Annotated in this window: 22 protein-coding genes; 18 read left to right on the plus strand and 4 right to left on the minus strand. The window is 60.3% G+C overall.

The features are described from left to right. Positions 1 to 38: 38 nt before the first annotated feature. The 13 genes from AB3X86_RS18460 (at position 39) to AB3X86_RS18520 (ending at position 14052) form a co-directional block, all read left to right on the plus strand. Entirely contained in the window at positions 39 to 923 is an 885-nt protein-coding gene (locus AB3X86_RS18460; RefSeq protein WP_368597099.1) for a MarR family transcriptional regulator, read from the plus strand. Between the two features lie 417 nt (positions 924 to 1340). Next, positions 1341 to 2279: an alcohol dehydrogenase catalytic domain-containing protein gene (locus AB3X86_RS18465; RefSeq protein ID WP_368597100.1), complete on the plus strand. Its 939-nt coding sequence runs from the start codon at positions 1341 to 1343 to the stop codon at positions 2277 to 2279. Continuing rightward, entirely contained in the window at positions 2267 to 3433 is a 1167-nt protein-coding gene (locus AB3X86_RS18470; protein ID WP_368597101.1) for a DUF1214 domain-containing protein, read from the plus strand. Before AB3X86_RS18465 ends, AB3X86_RS18470 begins: the two co-directional genes overlap by 13 nt. A gap of 31 nt (positions 3434 to 3464) precedes the next feature. Then, positions 3465 to 4634 (plus strand): sulfotransferase, encoded by a 1170-nt coding sequence (locus tag AB3X86_RS18475; protein WP_368597102.1) that lies wholly within the window; start codon positions 3465 to 3467, stop codon positions 4632 to 4634. After that, on the plus strand, positions 4631 to 5143 hold the full coding sequence (locus AB3X86_RS18480) for a VOC family protein (protein ID WP_368597103.1): 513 nt from the start codon (positions 4631 to 4633) through the stop codon (positions 5141 to 5143). Before AB3X86_RS18475 ends, AB3X86_RS18480 begins: the two co-directional genes overlap by 4 nt. Continuing rightward, on the plus strand, positions 5140 to 5913 hold the full coding sequence (locus tag AB3X86_RS18485; RefSeq protein WP_368597104.1) for a 3'(2'),5'-bisphosphate nucleotidase CysQ: 774 nt from the start codon (positions 5140 to 5142) through the stop codon (positions 5911 to 5913). Before AB3X86_RS18480 ends, AB3X86_RS18485 begins: the two co-directional genes overlap by 4 nt. A gap of 23 nt (positions 5914 to 5936) precedes the next feature. Beyond that, positions 5937 to 6839, plus strand: coding sequence for a sulfate adenylyltransferase subunit CysD (gene cysD, locus AB3X86_RS18490; protein ID WP_368597105.1), 903 nt, complete (start codon positions 5937 to 5939; stop codon positions 6837 to 6839). Next, positions 6839 to 8764, plus strand: a complete 1926-nt coding sequence (gene cysN / locus AB3X86_RS18495) for a sulfate adenylyltransferase subunit CysN (protein ID WP_368597106.1) — start codon at positions 6839 to 6841, stop codon at positions 8762 to 8764. The genes cysD and cysN overlap by 1 nt, the downstream gene beginning before the upstream one ends. Before the next feature lie 184 nt (positions 8765 to 8948). Further along, positions 8949 to 10619, plus strand: coding sequence for an electron transfer flavoprotein-ubiquinone oxidoreductase (locus tag AB3X86_RS18500; protein ID WP_368597107.1), 1671 nt, complete (start codon positions 8949 to 8951; stop codon positions 10617 to 10619). Positions 10620 to 10655: 36 nt separating this feature from the next. After that, on the plus strand, positions 10656 to 11492 hold the full coding sequence (gene panC / locus AB3X86_RS18505) for a pantoate--beta-alanine ligase (protein ID WP_368597108.1): 837 nt from the start codon (positions 10656 to 10658) through the stop codon (positions 11490 to 11492). Positions 11493 to 11589: 97 nt separating this feature from the next. Then, positions 11590 to 12444 (plus strand): SDR family oxidoreductase, encoded by an 855-nt coding sequence (locus AB3X86_RS18510; protein WP_368597289.1) that lies wholly within the window; start codon positions 11590 to 11592, stop codon positions 12442 to 12444. A gap of 50 nt (positions 12445 to 12494) precedes the next feature. Then, positions 12495 to 13163 carry a TetR family transcriptional regulator gene (locus AB3X86_RS18515; RefSeq protein ID WP_368597109.1) on the plus strand — a complete coding sequence of 223 codons (669 nt, stop codon included), beginning with the start codon at positions 12495 to 12497 and terminating at the stop codon, positions 13161 to 13163. Between the two features lie 40 nt (positions 13164 to 13203). After that, a complete protein-coding gene (locus AB3X86_RS18520) occupies positions 13204 to 14052 on the plus strand; it encodes a 3-hydroxybutyryl-CoA dehydrogenase (protein WP_368597110.1) in 849 nt (282 codons plus the stop codon). Positions 14053 to 14134: 82 nt separating this feature from the next. Here the strand turns inward: AB3X86_RS18520 and AB3X86_RS18525 are convergent, their stop codons facing one another. After that, on the minus strand, positions 14135 to 15400 hold the full coding sequence (locus AB3X86_RS18525; RefSeq protein ID WP_368597111.1) for an MFS transporter: 1266 nt from the start codon (positions 15398 to 15400) through the stop codon (positions 14135 to 14137). Positions 15401 to 15731: 331 nt separating this feature from the next. Here AB3X86_RS18525 and AB3X86_RS18530 point away from each other — a divergent pair, with 331 nt between their 5' ends. The 3 genes from AB3X86_RS18530 (at position 15732) to AB3X86_RS18540 (ending at position 18234) form a co-directional block, all read left to right on the plus strand. Further along, positions 15732 to 16484 (plus strand): lipoate--protein ligase family protein, encoded by a 753-nt coding sequence (locus AB3X86_RS18530; RefSeq protein ID WP_368597112.1) that lies wholly within the window; start codon positions 15732 to 15734, stop codon positions 16482 to 16484. A gap of 378 nt (positions 16485 to 16862) precedes the next feature. Then, the gene (gene pstS / locus AB3X86_RS18535; RefSeq protein WP_368597113.1) at positions 16863 to 17897 is read left to right on the plus strand and encodes a phosphate ABC transporter substrate-binding protein PstS; all 1035 of its coding nucleotides are present in this window, start codon (positions 16863 to 16865) and stop codon (positions 17895 to 17897) included. Between the two features lie 139 nt (positions 17898 to 18036). Then, the gene (locus tag AB3X86_RS18540) at positions 18037 to 18234 is read left to right on the plus strand and encodes a DUF3562 domain-containing protein (protein WP_368597114.1); all 198 of its coding nucleotides are present in this window, start codon (positions 18037 to 18039) and stop codon (positions 18232 to 18234) included. Between the two features lie 11 nt (positions 18235 to 18245). Here the strand turns inward: AB3X86_RS18540 and AB3X86_RS18545 are convergent, their stop codons facing one another. Beyond that, positions 18246 to 19172 (minus strand): LysR family transcriptional regulator, encoded by a 927-nt coding sequence (locus AB3X86_RS18545; protein WP_368597115.1) that lies wholly within the window; start codon positions 19170 to 19172, stop codon positions 18246 to 18248. A gap of 131 nt (positions 19173 to 19303) precedes the next feature. Here AB3X86_RS18545 and AB3X86_RS18550 point away from each other — a divergent pair, with 131 nt between their 5' ends. Next, on the plus strand, positions 19304 to 20698 hold the full coding sequence (locus AB3X86_RS18550; RefSeq protein ID WP_368597116.1) for an MFS transporter: 1395 nt from the start codon (positions 19304 to 19306) through the stop codon (positions 20696 to 20698). Here the strand turns inward: AB3X86_RS18550 and AB3X86_RS18555 are convergent. Then, on the minus strand, positions 20679 to 23429 hold the full coding sequence (locus AB3X86_RS18555) for a glucosidase (RefSeq protein ID WP_368597117.1): 2751 nt from the start codon (positions 23427 to 23429) through the stop codon (positions 20679 to 20681). The two genes, AB3X86_RS18550 and AB3X86_RS18555, sit on opposite strands and share 20 nt — an antisense overlap. 49 nt (positions 23430 to 23478) lie before the next feature. After that, positions 23479 to 24819: an MFS transporter gene (locus AB3X86_RS18560; RefSeq protein ID WP_368597118.1), complete on the minus strand. Its 1341-nt coding sequence runs from the start codon at positions 24817 to 24819 to the stop codon at positions 23479 to 23481. Positions 24820 to 25180: 361 nt separating this feature from the next. On the opposite strand from AB3X86_RS18560, the gene AB3X86_RS18565 reads away from it, so the two are divergent. Further along, positions 25181 to 25354, plus strand: coding sequence for a hypothetical protein (locus tag AB3X86_RS18565; protein WP_013093753.1), 174 nt, complete (start codon positions 25181 to 25183; stop codon positions 25352 to 25354). The last annotated feature ends 16 nt before the right edge of the window (positions 25355 to 25370 follow it).

Below are 25370 nucleotides of genomic sequence, written 5' to 3' on the forward strand. Positions count from 1 at the left end.
CCTGTAGGGCGCTGGCACGGACCGCTGAGTCGCGGTCCATGCCGATCGCCTGTTTGCTCGACAACGCGTATTTGCTGTCCGGCAAGCGGGGGTCCGAACCAATCGATAATCGCATGGGTGCTCGCAAGACCGCAGATTCGCTATTCGCCGCATTAGCGGATGCTTCCCGACGACAACTGCTGACTCTGCTGAACGCGGGTCCTCAAAGCGCAGCCGCATTGGCGCGTGAGCTGAAAATATCGCGTGCGAGCGTGATCGAGCACCTGAACGAACTTGGCGAGGCCGGCTGGGTCGACGTCGCTATTGGTGACGACGGCGAGGCGTCCTATTCGAAACGTTCTCAAGCTGAAGCACAATTTCTGGCCGAATGCGAGGCGTTGCAGAAGCCCGTGTGCTCAGAGGCTAGCGATGAGTTGGACGAACAGGCTGCGGCTTGGGCGCGCGAGTGGCCAGCGGAAGACCCGAATGTCTACCTGATCGGGCAACGACTCCTACGACTATCTGCTCACATCGACCGGGCGCTCAAGGAAGCCGCCGCGAGTCAGGGCCTGCTGGCAGCCGAACTGTTGCTATTGGATGCGCTTCTGGTTTCCGGTCCGCCTTACACGCAGTCTCCGACGCAACTTCAAAAACCGCTGGCAATGACGCTGGGCGGCATCACGAAGTGTGTCGGCAGGCTCGAGCAGATGGGCTTGGTGGAGCGCATGCCGGACCCGGCGGATGGTCGTGGAATTCTCGTGCGAATGAAGCCACAGGCACGCAAAGTATTGAAGAATATCCTCCATCAGGAGGCGTACGGCACCGACTGGGTGGCGTCCAGTCATATGGCGCCCGAACGGCGAGCGGCACTCTCGACCTTATTGCGGGAACTGCATCTCTTTGCAGACGCGGAGGCCGCACGTCGGGGTGCCGAGCGCGGCTGACATAGCTTCGGTGATCACCATTTCGGCAGCAAACCCCTAAGTCATCGCCATCGCTGCTCGCAATCAGCGCGCAAGACACAAAACCCATCCTGGGCCTGCGCTCTCAGCAGGCCTTCTCCCGTCTTTCGTTGCCATCGACGCATCCGGTGGCCAATGGCCAATCCCGCATAACGCTATGTTCGTGAGCGAAAGCTCAGGGGCACACATTGACGCGTTTGCTTCCAGTGCCGTCTCGGTACAAACACCTGGTCACGCCAATGTACTTTCCCAGTAAAGTATATTTTAGATGTTCGATGACAGGCAGCACATTGACGCCAAACGGAGACTCGAGCGATGAGGGCCGCATATTTCACGAAAGTAGGTTTGCCTCTGGAAGTTAGGAGTGTTGCAGATCCCGCTCCAGCATTCGGAGAAGTTGTGCTGAAGATTCACCGCTGCGGTATCTGCGGATCGGATCTCCACATGACGGATGGACACGCACCGCATTTCACGCTTCCAGAAAATTCGACCCTGGGTCACGAATTTGCCGGCGAGGTGGTTGCCGTAGGAAAGGCTGTGGAGAAGCTGAAAGTTGGCGATGCCGTAACCGCGCTCCCGTTTGTCGGATGCGGGCATTGCGCGACCTGTCTTTCCGGGAAGCCGAACTTCTGCGCGGAATTCAAGGGCGCCGCAGCCGGCTTCGCTCAATATGCAGTCGTTGCGGAGCGCGTAACGACCCGGCTTCCGAAGACGCTGAGCATGGAGGACGGCGCACTGATCGAACCGATGGCCGTCGGCTTGCACGGCGTTGCGCTGGCAAAGCTCACGCCGGGCGCGAAAGTGCTCGTGATCGGCGCGGGTCCCGTTGGGCTGGCCGCAACGTTCTGGGCTCGCCGCCTCGGCGCCGGCCGCATTGTTGCGACCGCTCCGTCACAGCGCCGCGAAGCGCTTGCGCGACACATGGGGGCCGACGAGTTTGTGGTTCCGCAGGATGGGCAGGATTTGGCGGCGCTAGCTGCCGATGCTCTCAAGGGTCCACCAGACGTCGTGTTTGAATGCGCGGGACAGAAAGATCTGATTGCAAAGGCGATTCGTTGCGTCAAGCCGCAGGGCGACATCGTAGTGCTCGGTTTCTGCACGGTGCCAGATCAGTTCATTCCGGCAGTCGCGGTATGGAAGGAAGTGCGAATTCAGTTCGCGGTCACCTACAGTATGCAAGAGTTCACTCACGTCGCGAACGTGTTCGACGCGGGCTCTGTAGAACCGCGCGCGATGATTACCGACCGCGTCTCGCTTGACGCGTTACCCGATGCATTTGAAGCACTGCGTGAACGGTCGACGCAATGCAAGGTAATGGTGAACCCATGGCTCAGCTGAAATCCTGGAGCGACTATCTCTCCCAGTTGGCAAACGCGGAGAGTCTGCTCGAGTTGACCGAGACACCGCACGATCCTCAAACGCGCGCGGAGCTGTATCGGCAGTTTCAGATGAATCTCTCGCTCGCCTACTTCATCTACTTCCAATCCGATCCGCTTCATCCTGACTGGTTGCCTTTCCTTAACTCGGTCTTCATGCTGCAGCCGAATCCCGACGACACCTATTTCGTCGCACCGTTGCGAGGTGACCTGCGATATCGGCTAGTTGGAGAGCGCGGCAGCGTGCATTTGCTGACGCTGGATATCGGCCGCGGCATCATGGGTACTACCGACAAAGTCCACCCTCCGCTAGGTCAGTTCGACCTGGACGACCTCGAGATCGGCGAGGACGGCAGCTTCGAAGTTCTGTTGAGCGCACGGCGTCCCACCGGCTATCACGGCAACTGGCTCGAGTTGCACCCCGAGGCTGACTTCGCAATGCTGCGCCAGCGCTCGTATGCGTGGGGAGCGGAACGTGACGCACGAATCGCTATCGAGTGCCTCGACGCTCCCCGGACCAAGCCGCCAATGGGCCACGAGGAGATCGCGAGGCGTACCGGCGAGCTGATGGACTACGCGGAGCGTCTATCACGTCGCTGGCTCACGCATATGCAGCAACTGCGCACGCGGATCAACGTGAACGAGTTCGAGTTTTTCGCTTTCGGCGGTGGCCTCGCGAAACAGGCGTACTGGCAAGCTATTTTCGATTTCGGTGACGACGAAGCGCTCATTCTCGAAACCGCGCTGCCGCAGACACGCCGCTACTGGAACGTGCAATTGAACGACGCTCTGTTCAACGCGCTTGACTATATCGATCACCAAAGCAGCCTCAATGGGCATCAGGCGCACGTCGACGAAGACGGCTATTTCCGCGCGGTGATTGCGCACCGGGATCCGGGTGTCGTGAACTGGCTCGATACATGCGCGGTGAATCGGGGGACCGCAATAGGCAGATGGTATGAGTGCAACTCGGAGCCGGTTCCGACGCTCAAGCGTGTGCCGGTGTCCGAGTTGCGCAATCACTTGCCGACAGGGACTCGCTTCGTTGACGCGACCGAACGCGAGAGACTCTTGCGCGAGAGACGCATAGGTGCGCAGCTGAGACGGCGGTGGTAAGCACAATCAAGGTATCTTCAGGAGACGATAGATGTCGCCATCAAAACGATTTTCGGGTGCGCAGGATGAGCTTCATGCAATCGCGAGTGCCGCTACTGGCTTGAGCGACTTCGGCTCCAGCGACGAGTACATGCCGGGCCTGACGCAACTTCTGAACGCATTCGACGAAGATGGCCCGCGCTTCGCGCCAGAGGGCCGGGAATTCGCGTGGAATGCAGTTGTCGGTGCTTTGGTCTCGCGCCTGACGCTAGTGGAGGGCGTGCGCAGGCATGCCGATGTCTTGCCGCAGACGCCGCGGCGTCCGCTCGTCATCACCGGCATACCTCGGACCGGGACGACCGCATTGCACAAGCTGCTTTCGGTCGACCCGCAGTTTCAGGGTTTGGAAAAGTGGCTGACCGTTTTTCCACAGCCACGGCCCCCTCGCGACACGTGGACCAACCATGTTCAGTTCCAGGCGACCGCGGCCGGACTGGAGGCCTTTTTCAGGTCGGCGCCAGAGATGCGCGCAGCACATAACATCGTCGCCGACGAGGTCGATGAATGCCTCGAAATACTCAAGCAGGGTTTTTGCAGCAATCTGTGGGGGTCGTCCTTCCGCGTACCTCAATACGATCGCTGGTGGCGCGAGCAGAGCGAACTGCCGGCCTATCGCTACTTTGCAAAGGCGCTTAGTCTGATCGGCGCGCGCGACCCCGAAAAGACGTGGCTGCTGAAAAATCCCGGACATCTGATGCAGTTGCCCGCTCTGTTCGAGGTTTTTCCCGACGCATGCGTGGTGCAGACACATCGAGATCCCGTGGAGGCGCTGCCTTCGCTCGCGAGCGTGCTGGCGATGGCGCGTCGAATTTCCGAGGGCGAGCAAGTCGACAGGCACGAGATCGGCGCGCGCGAACTCGATAATTGGGCGTGGGCCAGCGAAGCAGCAATGGCGGCGCGCGCGTCCTTGCCGAAGAAGCAGTTCCTCGATATCAGCCAAGCCGACCTTCACGCCGATCCGATTGGTACGATGCGGCGGATTTACGGTCACTTCGGCTTCCAACTGACCGAGGAAACGATGGAGGCAATGCGTCGACGCATTGAGCAGAGCCCTGAACGCGCTCATGGCGTGCATAAATATACCCAAGCCGAATTCGGCCTTGCACCCGAGGCGATTCGGGAGCGATTCTCCCGCTACATGACTACCTATGGACTGCAATGATGAGCACGCTCTCACTTTCTCCGTTTTCCGGCTTTCTGCAGATTGCGTACGTCACCACCGACGTGGACAAGGCAATTGACCACTTTTGCAGAGAACAGCATGTGCAGACGTGGGCGTGCTTGCCCGGCATTGAAATCGAGTCGATCGCCGGGCGACACTGCAAGCTGAACATCGCGCTTGCATTCGTCGGATCGGTTCAGCTCGAACTGATCGAGCCGTTATCCGGCGACGACCGTGTGTATCGTGATGCGCTGCCGCGAGACGGATTCGCGATTCGCCATCACCACATCGCGCAGTTGATCGATAGCGAAGCGGCGTTCGAAACGCAGCGTAGCGAAATGGCTGCTGCGGGCGTGCCCATCGTCATCGACGGCCAATCGCCCGGGTCCGCCCGGTACTTCTACACAGATCACAGGTCAACGCTGGGCCACTATATCGAGCACATCTGGTACACACCAGCGGGTCTGGCCGCGATGGAACAGGTGCCTCGCAATGGAGCGGTTCAATGAACCCGGCTGGCACCGTGCATTCGGTTGACGACGATCACCGCCTGGCCGTGCACATTGCTACGGCGGCCGGAGCTGCCTTGAACGCGATACGCGCGTCGGCGGTCCTTGCGGGCAAACCACTGGGAGCAGCGGGCGATGCCACGGCAAACGAGCTGATCACGCACATTCTCGCTCACACCAGACCGACAGACGGCTTCCTTTCGGAAGAGTCGGCACCGGATCCAAAGCGGCTGGGCCTCGATCGTGTATGGATCATCGACCCGCTTGATGGCACGCGCGAATATGGCGAATGCCTCGAGCGGCGCGACGACTGGGCGGTCCATGTCGCACTGACGGTTGGCGGCGAGCCTCGCGCTTGCGCTGTCGCGCTTCCGGCTCGTGGCGTCACGTTCGGAACTTTATCGCCGCCTGAGTTGCCCCCAGCGCCTGAGGGGCGCCTAAAAATTCTCGTGAGCCGTTCCCGCGCCCCCGAACTGGCGCTACGGGTTGCCCAGCGCTTGAATGCCGAGCTCGTGCCGATGGGTTCGGCAGGCGCAAAGGCAATGGCAGTGCTGCGTGGCGAGGCGCACGCATATCTTCATGCCGGCGGGCAATACGAATGGGATTCGTGCGCTCCGGTAGGGGTCGCGCTTGCGGCCGGACTTCATGCCAGCCGCATCGACGGTAGCCCATGCATCTATAACGGGTCGGACGTCTCGATGCCCGACCTGCTCATCTGTCGACCGGAGATCGCCGAACTGATGCTGGCCGCTATCGCGGCCACGCAGTGAATCGCCTTTGTAAAGGATTTGGCATGCCCACATTGACTCACCTGCGGCGGCTCGAAGCCGAGAGCATTCATATCATGCGAGAAGTCGTCGCTGAGGCACAGCGCCCTGTGATGCTTTACTCGATCGGCAAGGACAGCGCCTGCATGCTCCATCTGGCAAAAAAGGCGTTTTACCCGGCGCCGCCCCCGTTTCCGCTCCTGCATGTCGATACCACCTGGAAGTTTCGCGACATGTACACGATGCGCGACCGGATGGCTCGCGAGGCCGGAATGGAGCTCATCGTTCACCAGAATCCGGAAGCGAAAGAACTTGGAATCAATCCGTTCGATCATGGTTCGCAGGTTCACACCGACATGTGGAAGACACAGGGCCTGAAGCAGGCGCTCGATAAGTACGGCTTCGACGCCGCTTTGGGGGGCGCTCGCAGGGACGAAGAGAAATCGCGTGCGAAGGAGCGAATTTTTTCATTCCGTACCGCCACCCATCAATGGGACCCGAAGAGTCAACGACCCGAACTGTGGCGCCTTTATAACGCGCGCAAGAACCATGGCGAGTCGATCCGCGTGTTTCCCATCTCAAACTGGACCGAGCTGGACATCTGGCAGTACATCTACCACGAGAACATCCCCATCGTGCCGCTATATTTTGCGGCGCGGCGACCCGTAGTGAATCGGGGCGGCACGCTAGTGATGGTGGACGACGACCGCATGCCGCTTTCGCCGCACGAAAAGGCAGAGGACAGAATGGTGCGCTTTCGCACGCTCGGTTGCTATCCGCTGACCGGTGCGGTCGAGTCGAACGCAACGACATTGCCGCAAATCATTCAGGAGATGCTCTTGACGACGACCTCCGAGCGCCAGGGTCGGGTGATCGATCACGACGGCGCCGCATCGATGGAGCGGAAGAAACAGGAGGGGTACTTTTAATGGCACACGTCTCTGACCTGATCGGGACCGATATCGAAGGGTACCTGAAGCAGCATGAAAAGAAGAGCCTTCTGCGTTTCATCACATGCGGGAGCGTGGATGACGGCAAGAGCACGTTGATTGGCCGTTTGCTCTATGAATCCAGGATGCTATTCGAGGATCAGCTTGCCGCGCTCGAAGCCGATTCGAAGAAGGTCGGTACGCGTGGTGGGGAAATAGACTATGCGCTGCTGCTCGACGGTCTGGCTGCCGAGCGCGAGCAGGGCATCACTATCGACGTCGCCTACCGGTTTTTCTCGACGGACCGCCGCAAGTTCATCGTGGCCGATACGCCCGGGCATGAGCAGTACACCCGCAACATGATAACGGGGGCTTCCACCGCGGATCTGGCTATCATCCTGGTCGATGCACGCAAAGGCATCTTGCAGCAAACGCGGCGGCATAGCTATCTCGTGTCGTTGATCGGCATTCGCAACGTGGTTCTTGCGGTGAATAAGATGGACCTCGTCGATTACTCGCGTGAACGGTTCGACGAAACTTCACGCGAGTATTGCGAATTTGCAAAGAAAATCGGTATATCCGATGTGACGGCAATTCCGATTTCGGGCGTAAATGGCGACAACGTTGTTGAAAGGAGCACAAGGACGCCATGGTACGACGGGCCGTCCTTGATGCATCACCTGGAGACTGTCGAGATCGACGAGGCCCGTTTGCAGACCCAGCCATTGCGTTTCCCGGTGCAGTGGGTCAACCGCCCGAACCTTGATTTCCGTGGGTTTGCAGGAACTATTGCGTCCGGTGTTGTACGCGTCGGGCAGCGTGTGCAAGTTCAGCCGGCAGGGCGAGAAACCACCGTCGCAAGAATCGTGACGGCCGATGGAGATCTCGACGAGGCCTTCGCGGAACAGTCGGTGACCCTTCTGCTCGCCGACGAAGTGGATGTCTCTCGTGGCGATCTGATTTCAGCGGCCGATTCCCCAGCGCAGGTTGCCGACCAGTTCGAAGCAACGCTCGTATGGATGAGCGATCAACCCATGCTCCGTGGGCGCAGCTACCCGCTGAAGATCGGCACTCGGACCGTCACGGCAACGATATTGCCGCTGAAATACAAGCTCAATGTCGAGACGCTCGATCACGTCGCCGCTGAGACTCTCGCGTTGAACGAAATCGGCGTTGCCGAACTGGAGTTCGACCGTCCGATCGCTTTCGATCCATACGAGCAGAACCACGAGACGGGCGGTTTCATCGTTATTGACCGCATGACCAATAGCACGGTCGGTGCGGGTATGCTGCGCTTCGCACTGCGCCGTGCGACCAATATTCGCTGGCAGACGCTGGAAGTCGACAAACATGCGCGACGGACCCTCAATGGGCATCAGAGCGGCGTCGTCTGGCTGACAGGCCTTTCTGGTGCGGGTAAATCGACGATTGCGAATTTGCTCGAGAAACGCTTGCATGCAATGGGCAAGCGAACCTATCTGCTCGATGGGGACAATGTTCGGCATGGATTGAACAAGGATCTCGGCTTCACGGCCGAAGACCGCGTCGAAAATATCCGGCGCATTGCCGAGGTGGCGAAATTGATGGCCGACGCCGGCGTGATCGTCATTACCGCATTCATTTCGCCGTTTCGTGCGGAGCGCGCACTGGCGCGCGAGCTCATGGAGGAGGGTGAATTCATCGAGGTCTTCATCGACACGCCATTGGAAGTGGCTGAGCAGCGCGATCCGAAAGGACTCTACAAGAAAGCGCGTCGCGGAGAGTTGAAGAACTTCACTGGCATCGATTCACCCTACGAGGCGCCGGTAAAGCCCGAAATCCACATCAATACCACGACCAGTTCTGCCGAGGTTGCTGTAGAGACGATCTTCCAGAAGTTGCAGACCGCGGGGTTCCTTGACGTGTCGCGGGGATCGCCGCTCTGAGACGTCACGGGGCGGCGTGCCTCGCTCGCCTTGCGTTCATATTGTTATACGCCATTCATTTATATATACTCCCTGCTGTCGACCACGGGAGACGCAGAGCGCAATTCCCGTGTTGACATCGCCCTCGTCGGGCGACAGTCCAACAGGTATCGGGACGTTTCGACGCGTCAAGGAGGCAGTGGGGATGGCGGAAAGCAATCAGCAAGGCTATGGGCCGCGCGAGTCGATGGAATACGACGTGGTCATCGTCGGCGGCGGTCCCGCAGGCCTCTCCGCGGCGATCCGCCTGAAGCAGCTGGCAGCCGAAAAGAACGCCGAGATTGGCGTTTGTGTGCTGGAGAAAGGCTCGGAGATCGGAGCGCATATCCTCTCGGGCGCGGTCATGGACCCCCGCGCGCTCGATGAACTGATACCCGACTGGAAGGAACAGGGCGCGCCGCTGAACGTCGCCGTGACCGAAGACAAGTTCCTTTTCCTTTCGGAAACTGGTGCGAAGTCGGTTCCGAACTGGGCATTGCCGGACAACTTCAAGAACCACGGCAACTTCGTGATCAGCCTCGCGAATGTCACGCGCTGGCTTGGGACAATGGCCGAGGCACTGGGCGTGGAGATTTTCCCGGGCTTTCCGGCCGCTGAAGTCCTCTACAACGAGGACGGCTCGGTCAAGGGCGTCGCCACCGGCAACATGGGCATTGGCAAAGACGGCGAGCCTACCGAGAACTTCCAGCTCGGGATGGAGTTGCACGCGAAGTACACGCTGTTCTGCGAAGGCTGCCGCGGTCATCTTGGCCGTCAGCTCGACGAGAATTTTAATCTCGGCAAGAACGCCGATCCACAGGTCTATGGCATCGGCATCAAGGAGCTGTGGGAGATCGATCCTTCGAAGCATCAGCCGGGTCTGGTGGTTCACACGGCTGGCTGGCCGCTGGAGTCGGACACCTATGGCGGCTCGTTTCTGTACCACATCGACAACAACCAGGTGATGGTGGGTTTTGTCGTCGGTCTCGCGTATCAGAACCCCTATCTTTCGCCATTCGAGGAGTTCCAGCGCTACAAGACGCACCCGGAAATCCGCAAGTTCCTGCAGGGCGGCAAGCGCGTGTCGTATGGTGCGCGCGCGATCACAGCCGGCGGCCTGATGTCTCTCCCTAAGCTGGTATTTCCGGGCGGTGCGCTCGTGGGTGACGATGCCGGCTTCCTGAACGCCTCGCGCATCAAAGGCAGTCACGCAGCGATCAAGACCGCCATGCTGGCCGCGGATGCCGCCTTCGATGCGTTGCAGGCTGGCCGCCAGCACGACGAACTCGCGGCCTATCCGGAGGCATTCAAGCAGTCGTGGCTCTACACGGAACTGTACAAGGCGCGCAACTTCAAGCAGTGGATGAGCAAAGGCCTGTACCTCGGCACGCTGATGGTGGGCATCGAGCAGAAAGTGCTGGGCGGTAATGTGCCCTGGACGCTGCATCACCGGCATCGCGATCACGCAATGCTGAAACCCGCCTCGCAGTGCAAGCCGATCGAGTATCCAAAGCCGGACGGCAAACTCACGTTCGACCGTCTGTCGTCTGTTTTCATTTCGAATACGAATCACGAAGAGAATCAGCCGGCGCATCTCACGCTCAGGGACGCGAGTGTGCCGGTGAACGTCAATCTGCGAACGTATGCAGGCCCAGAAACCCGCTTCTGTCCAGCAGGCGTCTACGAGTACGTGAAGGACGAGCAGGACGAGGACCGTCTGCAAATCAACGCGCAGAATTGCGTGCACTGTAAGACCTGCGACATCAAGGACCCGACCCAGAACATCGTGTGGGTCACGCCGGAAGGCGGCGGCGGTCCGAACTATCCAAACATGTAAGCAGATGTCAGCCAGGTCTCAGAGGTAAGTCTCAGAATGAAACTGATTCGGTCAATCGACGAGCTGCGCGCGCAGTTGCGCGGGCAAAACCGTACAGCATTCGTGCCGACCATGGGCAATCTGCACGAAGGGCATTTGTCGCTTATCCGGCTTGCCCGGCAGCATGGGGATCCGGTCGTCACGAGCATCTTCGTCAATCCGCTGCAGTTCGGGCCGGAGGAGGATTTTGCGCGCTATCCGCGAACGCTGGAGGCGGACATCGAGAAGCTCCAGAAGGAGAACGTCTATGTCGTCTTTGCCCCTACGGAAGAGGATCTATACCCTCAGCCGCAGGAGTATCGAGTGCAGCCGCCTGGCGGCATTGGCGACATGCTGGAGGGTGAATTCCGGCGCGGGTTTTTCCAGGGTGTGTGCACGGTGGTGATGAAGCTGATGTTGTGCGCCCAACCGCGTGTCGCCGTTTTCGGAAAAAAGGACTACCAGCAATTGATGATTGTTCGGGAGATGTGCAAGCAGTTCGCGATGCCGACGGACGTGGTAGCGGGCGAAACCATCCGTGATTGCGACGGTCTTGCCTTGTCCTCTCGCAATCGTTTCCTGACGCCCGAGGAGCGGGTCGAGGCGCCAACGTTGTATCGGCTCCTGAACCAGATCCGCGACAAGGTTTTGAGCGGAGAGAAAGATATTCAGGGTATCGAACGACGCGCGTTCTCCACGTTGGTCGATCGGGGCTGGCAGCCGGATTACATCTCGGTGCGCAAGCAGGCCAATCTGCGATCACCCACGGCGCAGGAGGCCGATGACAGCAAGCTGGTTATCCTTGCCGCTGCGCGCCTCGGCAACACGCGACTGATCGACAACATGGAAATTTGAGTTCTCCATGCATAGCCTTGCGCCGCGCTTGTGGACCAGCAGGACAGGGTGCCAATCCGAAGGCTGGTCACGTGCCTTCCCACTCCGGCCGTTTGACATGATCGAATCAGACTCGGATCACGGCGGGTCCTCCCGCCGCGCAGTACTCGTAACAGGCGCCGCCAGACGGATCGGGCGGGCGCTTGCGCTCGGTTTCGCTGCGCGAGGATGGGATGTCGCGGTGCACCATCACGAGTCAAAACAGGAAGCCCGAGAGGTTGTCGACCACATCAAGTCGCAGGGGCGCAGATCGGTCGCCCTATGCGCTGACCTGGCGATCGAGGAACAGGTCGAGCAACTGGTACCAGCGTGCGTGGAGACCTTCGGTCGACTTGACTGCGTGCTGAACTGTGCGTCACGGTTCGATGAAGATACCGCGCAAACATTCGGTTATGCGCGGTTGCTCGAACTGATGGCGATCAACGTCGCGGCGCCGCTGGCGTTGGCGCGAGGACTCTTCGAGGTGGTGCCGGACAGCGCGGTATCGGACGAAGCGAAGCGCGGTGTAGTGGTGAACGTGCTCGACCAGAAGCTGTTCAACATGAACCCCGACTACATCTCCTACACGGCGACCAAGGCTGCGCTAGCCAACGCGACCGTCGCACTCGCGCAGGCTCTCGCTCCGAAAATCAGAGTCGTGGGGCTAGCTCCGGGATTGACGTTAGTGTCGGGCGATCAAACACAGGCGCAATTCGGCACAGTCCATAAGATGACGCCGCTTCTGCGCGGTTCGCGACCGGAGGATATCGTCGAAGCGGCGGCGTATCTCGCGAATGCGCATGGCGTCACGGGGACGACATTGGTCGTTGACGGAGGTCAGCATCTTGTATCGAGCAGCCGTGACGTGATGTTCATGGACTCGGTGTCGAAAGGCCGCACTGCTGCTGAGTGTCTCTTCGCAGACCGTCAGTGAATCACTGATGGCGAAGAAAATGTGCATCCGCCGACCGTCGAGGGCGAGCAATGAAGCGGAAATTGCAGGGACTCGCTACGCGAGAAAAGCTACTCGATAGCGCGGAATGCCTTTTTTTCGAACGTGGTGTCTCGTCGACGACCCTCGAGGACATTGCTCGTGCGAGCGGTACGACTCGTGGCGCCATCTATGGTCACTTCACGAACAAGTGGTCGCTCGTAAGCGCGCTGTTCGAACGCTCAGAACTTCCGCTGGATGCATTCACTGTGTGCGGCGCAGAAGCCGCGATTGCAAGCATCGATGCGTTGCGTGTCGAGCTCGAGCGGCGGTTGGTCGATGTGCTACGGATAGGGACGAAGCGGCGGTTGTATTCGATCGCGCTGTCCACTACGGAAATTGATGGCGATTGCACTTTGCCGGCATCGATGTTCAGGGAGTCGGCGCTTCTTGCACAGTACTCGATCGAGACGACCTTGGCACGCATCGCAAAGCCGCCAGGTACATCTGAGGATCTCGACTACGCGTTCGAGGCAACTTTTATTCACGCTTGCCTGACAGGATACTTCCGCCGCAGCTTGATCATTCCGCCTCCTGCAGGAGCCGAAAAGCTGCTTGCCGGAAAGATCGTGCGAAAGGCCTTGTCGTCATGGTTCATAGAGAGCCCCTCGTTGTTCGCGGCTCGCGGCGGGCTGGCGTCCGAAGCCGGCATTCGTCGATGAAAAGGAACAAGATAACCTCGATCTTGCAAGGAGAGAACATATGATTTTCAAAACGCTAGCTGTAGTCGGTGCCGGAACAATGGGCAATGGCATCGCTCAGGTCGCCGCGGTGGCGGGTCTCCACGTGGTCATGACCGATGTCAACGAGACGGCGCTCTCAAAGGGCCTGTTAACCTTGACGGCGAATCTCGGGCGTCTCGTCGACAAGGGAAAGCTGGACGCGGCGTCGCGTGATTCTGCGCTAACCCGTATCGAAACTTCCACTGACTATCAGCGCCTCTCGACGGCAGACATCACTATCGAAGCGGCAACCGAGAACGTTGATCTGAAGATCCGCATCCTGAAGCAAATCGAGTCGGTGGCGCGTGCCGATGCGATCATTGCGTCGAACACGTCGTCGATTTCAATCACCGCGCTCGGCGCGGTGCTTACTGATCCGACACGTTTCATCGGCATGCATTTCTTCAACCCTGTACCGCTAATGACGCTCGTGGAGGTCATCCGTGGGCTGCAAACCACTGACTCCACTGTCAATGCGGTGCGCGAGTTGACTGAACGGCTCGGCAAGACGCCGATAGGCGTGACCAACTCGCCAGGCTTCGTAGTGAACCGTATCCTCGTGCCAATGATCAATGAGGCGTTTTTCGTGCTAGCGGAAGGCGTCGCCACCGCGGAAGAAATCGACGCCGGAATGAAGCTGGGTGCGAATCACCCGATCGGGCCACTCGCGCTCGCCGACCTGGTCGGGCTAGACGTTTGTCTTTCTGTCATGGATGTTTATCTGAAAGACTTCGGCGATTCCAAGTATCGCGCATGCCCGCTATTGCGGGAGCTGGTTGCGGCGGGACGGCTAGGGCGAAAAGCCGGTTGGGGGGTCTATAAGTACTGAAGCCGCCTGGCAGCGTAAGCTGAGTGGCGACAGGGATTTTGCGGCCGAATACGGATAACCGCTACTGATTTTGCTGCGGGTTTCAACTACCGCCTTGCGATTCAATCATTGTGGATGGAGGCATCAACTCGGCCTCCATGTGCACTGGGTGTCGCCGCAAGAGCAGCGGTCCGGCGAGCATCAGCAAGGCAGCGGCAGTTAGCGTCTTCGAGACACCAAATTGATCCGCACAAACGCCCCATATCAATGCACCCAATGCCATTGAGCCTTGGAACGTGAGCAAAAAAACTGCTAACGCCCGAGCTCGCACCCAAGCGGGCAGAGTCGCCTGGAAGGCCGAGGAGACGGTGGAGTTGAATGTGATCCACGCGGCACCCCCGACGAGCAGGGACAGATATACGGGTGCGCTGTACTGCACATAGGCGGCGGTCAGCGTCGCAATGCCGAACAACACAGACGCACCGCAGACCAGAGTATTGAGCGCCAGAAAACGGCGTACCTGACCAAGTGCAATTCCACCAGCCACGGCGCCTGCTCCCATACTCCCCAGCATCATACCGTACCCGCCGCCGCCTAAACCCGGGTTATTTTTCGCTACGATCGGCAGTAGCGCCCACAACGCGCTTGCGCTAACTACAAAGGTGAATGTGCGAACCAGATGTCCGCGCAAAACACCGCAACCAAGCACATAGCGTACGCCCACACACATCGCGCTTACCAGACGCTCCTGCTTTGAAACGACTTGTTCTTTTTCCGGCTTGTACCAAAGCAAAAAGATGGTCACTGCGACCGCAAATAGTCCGGTCGTTAGTGCGAACACCGCATACGATCCTACCCCAGCGATGACTGCACCTGCCAACGCGGGGCCCACTGCGCGCGCGCCATTGAAAGCGACTCCATTGAGAGCGATCGCAGAGAGCAACGCCGATCGAGGCACTGCTTCCGCGGTTGAGGATTGCCAGGCCGGAACTGATACGGCACTGCCTGAACCGAGCAAAAAGGTGAAGATCAGCAATCTGACTGGATCGATTGCATCCAGCATCAGCAGAACATAAAAAAAGATCGACGAGACCAGCATCCAACAGTGCGCGGCTAGCAAAAGGCGGCGTTTATCCATCGAATCGGCGAGTACTCCTGCCGGCATCCCGAGCAGGAAGGCCGGCATCGTGGTCGCAGCCTGGGTCAGTGCAATCATCACCGGGGACGTCGTGAGCGAAGTCATCAACCATGCCGCCCCAACGTTCTGCACCCAGGCGCCAAGGCTCGCCGCCAACATTGCCATCCATATTGCGCGAAACGGGCGATAGCGAAGCGGGCCGGGCTCGGGTTGTGGTTTCGTGGAAGACATTGGGGTTCAGGCTGTGGACATTACGCGTCTTGCTGGGTGCAGATCGCTTTACGTGGATGCCGGGATCGATGCACTGGGTGCGAAAAATAGAATATGGTGCACAAATATGAACACGCCTGACACGGCCTGTCAATGCCGATCTTGATTTCCACCGTCGTGAGAAGAAGACACCGTTGCTGACGTTCAAAGTCGGTGAAGCATCGCGCGCCCGTTCGACGTCAACGTTGACCGGCTCGGAAACTGATGTCACATTCCTCGTTGGAAAAGACGAGGCTTCGGCCATTGCGTCTTGCAACCGATCCTGAGAGTTGCTCTGTTTCGCGTTTTGACTATGTCATTCGAATTCATCCAACCTGATCCGACCGTCCACGACCCCCTTCAGGCAGAGCACACACTGCTGGACTTAGCGGCGCGTGGCCGCACTGTTGCTCAATTGTGGGAAGCGCCGAGGTCTTTGGTGGTACCGCGCAGCTATCTGCGCTATCCGCAGTTCGAATCTGCACGCTGCGCTTTCCTTCGCGGCGGATGCCCCGTCTGGCTACGCATGTCGGGCGGCGGCCTCGTACCGCAGGGTCCCGGGATTCTAAATTTGAGTCTGGCTTATTTCGTCGAGCAGCAGGCGAGCAAAATGAGCGAGGCGGTGTACCTGCACTTATGCGAAGTCATCGGAAGCGCGCTGCGCGTGATCGGCGTCACGACCCATTACCAGGCAGTGGACGGTTCATTTTGCGACGGTCGGTTCAATTTGGCTTGGGGAGTCGACACTGACGCTCGCAAGATTGCTGGCACGGCGCAGTATTGGCGACAGGCGCCAGCCGCGATGCGGACGAGCGATGGACGGGGCCATCTGGTGCTCGCGCACGCCGTATTGCTCGTCAGTGCCGATCCGGATGAGGCGAACCAGCGGGCCAACGCCTTCGAAGAGGCGGTGGGCAGTGGCCGTCGATATGACGCAAACAAGATCGTCACTGTGCTGCAAGCGCTGGGAGGGGCAGGGATCGGCAGGGAGCCGCTGATGCCCGCCGTGTTGGCTGCGATCGAGGACAGTCTCACCGACATTCCACTACCGACAGAAGCGCAGTAACCCGCTTGGCGGGCTCGCTCGCCTCGGTCGGTGTAGCGGGGCGGCGCACGGCGAGCCATTCTCCCTGATATCGAACAATGCCGTTGTCAACGGAATGTAACCTGAAGTGCTTAAGTTTGAAGGTTCGAGCGATGGGCAGCCGTGCCGGTGCGTAAAGCCGAACAAAGGGGCGAAACCTTCTGGAAACGCTCAATACAGACACGGACGTGCTGGGGCGCATTGAAATGCATCATCGCAAGAACACCGCGCGCCCGCGCAAGTTGCGGGTGTCCAGCGCAAGTACCCTAGGCCCGCAGGATGCGTAGTTGAGAAATTGCGTCGCGGAGCGCAGCTTGCTGCAACCATTGATCCGGTCAGTCAATCTCGTGGAGGCAAACCATGCTGTTCAAACGAGGAATTGCAGTTCTTGCCGTTGCTCTACCTCTCGCGGCCGCGCAAGCGCAAACCGTCGACATCACCGGTGCGGGCAGCACTTTCGCAGCCCCGATCTATAACAAGTGGGCCGACGCCTACCATAAGGCGGGGGGCGGCAAGGTCAACTACCAGGGCATCGGTTCAGCGGGCGGCATCAAGCAGATCCTGGCGAAGACCGTCGACTTCGCAGGCTCCGACGCGCCGATGAAGGACGACGAACTGGCGAAGACTGGCCTGTTCCAGTTCCCGACGGTGGTGGGCGGCGTGGTGCCGGTCGTGAACCTGCCTGGCGTGAAGCCGGGTCAACTGGTTCTGTCGGGTGCGGTGCTCGGCGACATCTATCTGAGCAAGATCAAGAAATGGAACGATCCGGCGATCGCCGCGCTGAATTCGGGCATGAAACTGCCGGATACGGACATCGCCGTGGTACGCCGCGCCGACGGTTCGGGCACGAGCTTCATCTGGACGAACTTTCTGTCGAAGGTGAACCCGGAGTGGAAGTCGAAGGTCGGCGAAGGCACGACGGTGAACTGGCCGACCGGTACGGGCGGCAAGGGCAATGACGGTGTTGCCGCCTTCGTGCAACGGCTGCCGGGCGCGGTCGGCTATGTCGAGTGGGCGTATGCGAAGCAAAACAACATGGTCTACACCAGCCTGAAGAACTCCGCCGGTGCGGTGGTTGCGCCGAAAGCCGAGACCTTCAAGGCGGCCGCCTCGGGCGCGGACTGGAAGACGTCGTTCTACCAGATCCTGACCAACGAGCCCGGCAAGGACGCATGGCCGGTCGTCGGCGCGACCTTCGTGCTGCTGCACGCGACGCAAGACAAGCCGGCGCAGGGCGCGGCAACGCTGAAATTCTTCGACTGGGCGTTCAAGAACGGCGGGCAGGCTGCCAGCGATCTCGACTACATCTCGCTGCCGGATTCGGTCGTGTCGGAAATCCGCGAGCAGTGGAAGACCAAGGTCAAGGATGCGTCGGGAAAACCGGTGTTTCAGTGAAGGCCTCGTTGCGACCCGCCTCGAACAGATCGTGGTCGGTCATGGGTGCAATCAATTGACTCAGATCAAGTAACGGCCGCTTCGAGGCGGGTAACGTGCGCGTGACGGTCTTTTATCACCGCACGCCGGGAGCCAGGCAATGGTCACGCGCAACGTCGAGGAAGTCATCAAGCAGATTGCCGCCGCTACCAACACGCCTGAGGAAACGGTCTCGCAAATGTACGCACAGACGTGGATCGAATACAGCGAAGGTGCACGAATCACCGACTACCTGACGGTTCTGGTCGCTCGTCGTTTGCGCGACAACCTGCGCAGGCGGCGACAGCATTCGCATTGAGCGTGGGATGGTCAAGCGCCGCTGGGCCATGCCGCTTCCGCACCGAAGCGCTCGACCATAAATTCAATAAAGCTCCGAAGCTTGGGCGACGTCCGCCGCTCACGCAGATACAGCAGGTTCAGCGGCCGCTCGGGCGCGGCAAACGCCGGCAGCACTTCTACCAACCGTTTCGCTCGCAGATCCGCGCCCACCAGGATCTCGGGCAGCATGGCGATGCCCATGCCGCGCAACACCGCCCGTCGCAGCGCTTCAGAATTGTCGATCCTCAGCCTGCCGTCGACGGGCACGCTCACGCGGCCGTCCGGACCCTGCAAGCTCCATTCGGCCTGCGCCGCGTGCCATTCCGAGCGCGGCGGATACGCGTACGTCAGGCACTGATGCGCGCGCAGCGCGTCGGGCGATGACGGCGTGCCATGCGTTGCCAGATACCCGCGTGACGCGCACAACACCAGACGGTACGGCTGCAGAGGCCGCGCGACGAGATCCGGATTGCCCAGCGCGCCGATCCGAACCGCCGCCTCGAAGCCGTCGTCGAGCAGGTCCGACAGCGCATCGGTGGCGACGATATCGAGCTTCACCTCGGGATAGCGCTCGCAGTAATCCGCGATCACCGGCATCAGGCATTCGTTGCTGAACACGACGGGCGCGGTTACGCGCAGCCGTCCGCGTGGCGTCGCGAGGTGATCGAGAGCGAGCCGTTCCGAATCGTCGATCAGCCCGAGAATCTCGATGCATCGTTCATAGTAGGCCTGCCCAAACGCGCTGATCTGCTGCTTGCGCGTGGTGCGATGGATGAGTGTCGCGCCAAGCCGCGTTTCCAGCGCCTGAAGGTGATTGCCGACCATCGTCGGCGACAGGTCGCATGCCACCGCCGCCGCCGTCAGGCTGCCGCTTTCTACTACGCGCACGAACACGGTCATCGCTTTGAGGAGGTCCATTCCCCAATAATAATTGGTTCTGTTGCCATTTGCCGTGCGTTTATCAATCTTGGCTGTGGGAATACAGTTCGCGTACACGGCACTTGCGGCCCATCCCGGTTCCGCATCGCCCGACTTCATGCACGGACATCATGCGCAAACAGCTCAGCTCACCGGCCCGGTCACCACGTCTTGCCTTGCTCGCGACGAGCCTCGGCTTCGTCATCATCTGTCTCGACGTCACGGTGGTGAACGTCGCGCTCGCACGAATGCGAGATGGCCTCGGCCTCGATTCGACGGCGCTGGAATGGGTCGTCAACGCGTACACGCTGGCGTTCGCGAGTCTGCTGCTGACCGCCGGCGCGTTGGCCGACCGGTTCGGCGCGCGCCGCATGTTTGTCGCCGGGTTCGTGGTGTTTACCTGCGCATCGGTGGGGTGCGGGCTGTCGGATGGCGCGGCGCTGCTGGTTGGGTCGCGGATGGTGCAGGGCATCGGCGCGGCGCTGTGCGTGCCGTCGTCGCTGGCGCTGCTCGGCGCGGCGTTTCCGGAGCCGCATGCACGGGCCAGGGCGGTCAGCATCTGGGCGGGCACGGCGGCGCTCACGCTGGGGGCGGGTCCGCTGGTCGGCGGCGTGCTAGTCGACCGCTTCGGCTGGCCGGCCATTTTTCTGATCAACGTGCCCATTGGCGTCGCGGGCATCTGGCTGACCATCGCTCATGCACCCGACACGCAGGGTCATGCGACCCGTCGCATCGATCTGGCCGGCCAGACGCTTGCCGTCGTTGCGTTGGTCGGGCTGACGTATGCGGTTGTCGAAAGCGGCAGACTGGGCTGGACCAGCATGACCGTATTGACGGGAATGGCCGTCGCGGCCGTTGCGGGCGGGCTGTTCGTCATCGTCGAGGCGCGGCAGGCGCAGCCGCTTTTACCGCTCGCGCTGTTCCGCCATGCCGCGGTGAACGTCAGCGCGCTAACGGGGCTGTCGCTGAATTTCGGCTACTACGGACTGATGTTTGCGATGAGTCTGTTTTTCCAGAGCGCGCGTCACGACACGCCGCTCGAAACCGGCCTCGCGTTCCTGCCGATGACGGCGGTGGTCGCGGTCGCAAACGTCGCGTCGGGATCGCTGACGGCGCGCTTCGGTTATCGCCTGCCGATGCTTGTCGGCCAGGCACTGGCGGCGCTCGGCTATGTTTCGCTTGCGTTCGTGCGGGTGGATAGCAGCGCGCTAGCAGTCGCGTTGCCTCTGCTGAGTGTTGGCGTCGGTGTGGCGTTCGCGGTGCCTTCGATCAACACCGCGGTGCTGGCGCACGTGGAACCGTCGTACATGGGCATTGCGTCCGGCGTATTGAACACCGCGCGTCAGATTGGCGGCGTGCTCGGCGTGGGCTTGTTCGGCGCCCTTGTGCGGCCGGAGTTCGACCATCTTGCCGAAGGTCTGCATCTGGCCGCGAGCCTGGCCGCTACTGTGACGCTTTTGAGCCTCCTTAGCATAGTCATGGGCCTCAAGACGTCCGGATCGATGGTCACGGACGGTGCGCGTTGAGAGCATTGTCGCTGCTGCCCGCCTGTTGCGCCGAAGCGCCGGCCATCACGCGCCAGCGGTCGCTGTCGAGCACGGCTCGAGCGTCGATCCGCCCGAACATGTCCAACAGAGGTGCGACGAGGCCCGTCCAGCCCGTCTGATGACTGGCCCCGAGCCCTGCACCGTTGTCGCCGTGGAAATACTCGTAGAACAGGATCAGGTCGCGCCAGTGCGGATCGTCCTGAAACTTGCTGGTTCCGCCGTAGACGGGACGTGTTCCATCCGCATCGCGCAGGAAGGTACCCGTCAGTCGCCGGACGATTTCCTGTGTCACCTCGAAAAGCGTCATGTAATGTCCGGACCCGCTCGGGCATTGCACCTTGAATTCGTCGCCGAAAAAGCTGTAGAGGTTCATCAGTGCCCTGACAACGAGCAGGTTCACCGGCATCCATACCGGACCTCGCCAATTGGAGTTGCCGCCGAACATGCCCGTATTCGATTCGGCCGGCAGGTACTGCACTTTGTAATCGGTCCCACCGATGTTGAGCACATACGGATGCTCGAGGTGATAGCGGGAGAGCGAACGGATGCCATGCGGTCCGAGGAACTCGTTCTCGTCGAGCAGGTATCCGAGCACCCGTTCGAGCTTGCGTCTGTTCAGGATCGAAAGGAGCCTGCGCTCCCGATGGCCGATGAAGCCCGTATCCGTCGGAGCCACGTGGGCGAGCAGCTCCGGGTAGCGTTTGCGGAATTGGGCGATCAGCTCCATCAGTTTCGGATACCGCGTCACCGAATCTGCTTCGAATACGGTGGTCGCGCACAGCGGCAGCAACCCCACCATCGACCTGATCTTCAGACGCATGGTCTGGCCGTCGGGAAGCCGCAGCAGATCATAGAAGAAGCCGTCATGCTCGTCCCACATGTCGTCCGGATGTTCGCCGCGCCGATCCATCGCATAGGCGATCCACATGAAGTGCTGGACGAACCTGAAGGCGATCTCCTCGTACATCGGATCGTATTCCGTCAGGATGATCGCCATCTCCAGCATGCACTGGCAATAAAACGCCATCCACGCGGTTCCGTCCGCCTGTTCCAGCGATCCACCCGTCGGCAGCTGCGCGCTGCGATCGAATACCCCGATGTTGTCAAGCCCCAGAAAGCCGCCGGCGAACACGTTGCGTCCCGACGGGTCCTTGCGATTCACCCACCAGTTGAAATTGAGCATCAGCCCCTGAAACGAGCGCTCGAGAAAGCGCGGGTCGGCCCGTCCCCACTCTTTGCCGTACCGGTAGACCCAAAGCGTGGCGGCCGCATGCACGGGAGGATTGACGTCGCTGAAGTTCCACTCGTAGGCCGGGATCTGGCCGCTCGGATGGACATACAGCGTGCGCAACATCAGCAGCAATTGCTCCTGCGCGAAATCGAAGTCGACGAGCGCCAGAGAGATCGTGTGGAACGCCAGATCCCAGGCCGCGTACCACGGGTACTCCCATTTGTCCGGCATCGAGATCACGTCCGCGTTCAGCATGTGGAACCACCCGGTGTTGCGCACATCGAGCCGCTCGCCGTCCAGCAACGGATGGCTCCCATGCTCGCGCAGCCACAGTTCGAGATCGAAGTAGTAGTACTGCTTGCCCCACAACATGCCCGCCAGCGCCTGACGGTGCACCCGGCGCTGGTCTTCCGTCAGCGATTTCGGCGCGATGCGCTCGTAGAACTCGTCAGCATCGGCAATGCGTTCGTTGAAGGTGTTCTCGAAGCCGTCGAACGCGTTGTCGCGGCTTATCGCGCTCAGGCGCAGCCGGATCGTCACGCTGTCGCGGCCGGGTACGTTGCATACGTAATGGGCCGCCGCCTTGGTTCCCGTTTTGGCCGGATTCACCGCCTCGCGTTGTCCGCCGATCACGTACGCGTGGAATGCGTCTTTCACATAGGGCGAAGCATTGGGTTGATTCCACAGACGCCGTGCATTGCTTTCGTTCTCCGTGAACAGCAGTTCCGTCGCGCCTTCGCAATAGAGCCAGTAGTCGCCCAGTTCATGATGGCGCGCTCGAATGACGCCCGGCGCCTCTTCGCACAGCGACGGCCTGGGATCGTCGTGGTTCTCCGACCATGTATTGCGAAACCATAGCGTCGGCAGGATTCGAAGCTGCGCCGCGTCCCGCCCGCGGTTGTGCATGCAAATGCGCACCAGGATGTCTTGTGGATCGCGCTTCGCGTATTCGACGAATACATCGAAATAGCGGTCGTCATCGAACACGCCGGTATCGAGCAGTTCGTACTCGAGTTCTTCTCGCGATCGCTTGCGGTTCGTCTCGATCAGGTCGAGGTACGGATATTCCTGCTGCGGGTACTTGTACAGATACTTCATGTACGAGTGCGTGGGCGTGCTGTCGACATAGAAGTAATACTCCTTCACGTCCTCGCCATGATTGCCTTCGCTATTGGTGAGCCCGAACAGGCGCTCCTTCAGAATCGGGTCGCGCCCGTTCCAGAGTACGAGCGCGAAGCAGAGCCGCTGCTGGTCGTCGGATAGTCCGCCGAGCCCGTCTTCTCCCCACCTGTAGGCGCGTGAGCGCGCCTGATCGTGGGTGAAATAGTTCCAGGCGTCGCCATCTTCGCTGTAGTCCTCGCGGACCGTTCCCCATTGCCGCTCGCTCAAGTACGGCCCCCACTGCTTCCACGGCACCTGCGTCGCATGCGCGTCGTTCAAGCGTTTTTGTTCCGTGACATCGACGTCTGCGAGAGCCATTTCTGCCTCCGTAACGGCCGGATGAACCTGCAACAGGCGGGCGGTCGCCCTACGACGATCGCCCGGCGAGCCCGGTGGATACGTGCTGCTGCGAAGCAATCCTGATGTGCGAAACGAACCACGCCGCGAGCACGAACCACCCCGCTGCGACGACGAACGCGACGACGTAGGCGGTTCCGGCACCAGCAAGCGCCTTGACCCACGACAGCATCCACCCGGTCGCGGCGGGGCCGAGGATCTGCGGCAGCACCATCGACACCTGCCAAATGCCCATGTCCTTCCCGCTGGATGCATCGTCTGGCAACACTTGCAGTGCGAGCGCCCAGTCGACGGCTTGATAGGTCCCGTAAGCGGCGCAGAAAACGAGTCCGACTGCGATCACCAGCAACAGGTTCGGATGCACCGCCAGCATGACAAAGCCGATTGCGGCTCCGGCCATGATCCAGCTTGTCAGGCGGACGACGGGGACCGCGCCGTGGCGGTCGGCGAGCCTTGCGCCCAACAGGCTGGCCGGGATCGCCAGCACCACGCCGACACCAAGAAGCCCGTTCATCACACCGGTCGGATGACGAATGCCGATCACGTCCTGCAGGTAGTACAACATGAAGGTGAAGATCGACCAGATTCCCATGTTGCCGAACAGACGGGTTACCAGCACCCAGTAAAAGTTTCGGTGGAGGCGCGGATCGAGATAGAACGAGCGCATGAACGCGAGGAGTTCGAACCGTTCATGGGATCTGACAGGCGTCGGCTCGCGCGAGCCGCGAATCGTCAGCCAAAGGCAGAGCAGCATGATCGCAATGAACGTGGTCACCGTCGGATACAGGCGGCCGGGCGAATAGAGCACGACGAGCACGACGTTGCCACTGATGGTGCCGAGCACGGACATCACGTTGAGCCACGCGCTCGCGCGGTTGGTTTCCCGTTTTGGCACGACATCGGGCACCAGCCCGGCATACGGACCCGCCGCCCAGTTCCACCAGAACTGCAGATGCAGGAACGCGACTGCATAAAGCCATACGCTCGCCCCTCTGTTGAATGAAGCAAGCCATACCAGGGCAACCGCAGTGCCGAACACGCCAGTGACGAGAAACGATCGCCGACGTCCATGTTTTGCGATGGAGCGATCTGAAAGCGCGCCGGCCAGCGGCGCCACGATCATTGCAACGAATGCGCCGGACGCAATGACGGAGCCGGCCACCCCTTCCTTCAATGCGGCGTCGCGTCCGAGCATTTCGGCGACCTGTGACGGCACCAGCACCGGAACGACCGTCATCCATTGGGTAAACAGCGCAAACCACAGCGACGCGATCTGTATGTGACTGAGCGTCGTCAGGCGAGGGGCGGGCGGTCTGGTCGACACATTCCGGGCTGGACTGGATAGCGGCATGTCAGAGGTCCATGGGCGTCGCGCGTTTTGCTGCCCGGTCAATGCTTGCTAGCTTACGGGGCTGCAGAGAAAGATTAGAACATTTGATCTGGCTTATGCATGCGAGGGCAGTGCGTTCGTTGCCTTCGGGCGAGTACCCACGTCAAACGCAGCGCCGGCACGTCGTATGGCTTGATGTCCGCGAACCAGGTGGGATATTGAATCAGCAGCCGCCGTCGCACGTCGGCCAACTTGCTCCGTGCGGCATTCCTTCCCGCACGCGACTTCGGCTTGGGAGCATAGTCTATGCCAGACACAGCAGCGCATGGCGTCAGGCGCGCAATGTGCTTGCAGGTAGACCCGTGGATCAAGGAGAAAAACGATGACCCTGCTCATCTATCTGGTCGGATGGATCATTTTCATTGGCGGCGTCGCGTGGGGATTAATGGCGCTGCATGTCGCGCAGCACATCATTGCCATCGTGGCCGTGATTCTGCTCGGCATCGCGGTGATTACGGGCGCTACGCGAGCGCGTAATCGGGATCGGTCGTCATAGCGAAGTTCCCTCGTGC

It is taken from the genome of Paraburkholderia sp. BR14374 (assembly GCF_040948685.1).
Classification (GTDB): Bacteria; Pseudomonadota; Gammaproteobacteria; order Burkholderiales; family Burkholderiaceae; genus Paraburkholderia; species Paraburkholderia youngii.